Genomic DNA, 723 nt, shown 5'->3' with positions numbered 1-723 from the left:
GACTCACGTATTCCGACGTAGGGGCATGATGCGTGACGACAACAGTTTTACCGGCGAAGGGCTTGTCCAACTCCTCAGTAAGCCAGGCGTACGCCGCCTGTGATCTAGCGATCAAGTCATCAGGACGCAAACGTCGGAAATTTTCATCGGTTCTGATCACGGTGAAATCGTTCATCCAGTCCCAAGCGACTCGTTTCGCGGCAACGACATCTCCAGTCGACGAGTAATCTGTCCATGCAGTCGTGACCAAAAACCTAGTTTGGTTGATGATCAATACTTCGTTTTCGAGGACGTGCACGTGAGCAGCAGCCGCCTCTTTCATTTTTCGCAGCGTGTGATCAATGTGGCCGCCGTAGTACTCATGATTTCCGCAAACGTAAATTACCGGGCACTGGAATGTGTCGTTTGCCCAGTTCACGCCGCGAGATTTGATATCAATGTCACCGGCGAGAATGACTACGTCCGGGTCGCGCGGGACGGGATCGAATGGAGCGAAACCAAGGTGTAGATCTGAATAGATTTGGAGCTTCATAGCATATTCGCCTCGAACTATTCCGGCATTTTAGGCATGAGCACTGTGGGACATTCCGGAACCGTCGATGCGTTACGCTTTGGGTCTTCGTAGATGGTTTTTACTTCCGTGAGCAGTCTCGTGTCGCTCGTACCATCAGTAGACGTGCTGTAAACCGCTCCACACTCGACTTTGTGAAGCAGCACATACTC

1 protein-coding gene is annotated in these 723 nt (G+C 51.5%); it reads right to left on the bottom strand.

Annotated features, from left to right (window positions below; genetic code table 11):
- On the bottom strand, nt 1-532 hold a 532-nt coding region (locus tag AC1DSG_RS31520), incomplete at its 3' end, for a metallophosphoesterase (RefSeq protein WP_477794348.1).
- Nucleotides 533-723 lie beyond the last annotated feature (191 nt).

The organism is Pseudomonas sp. P5_A12 (assembly GCF_056400685.1).
The sequence above is the reverse complement of the archived record's forward strand: the minus strand, read 5'-3'. Positions and strand labels throughout refer to the sequence as shown.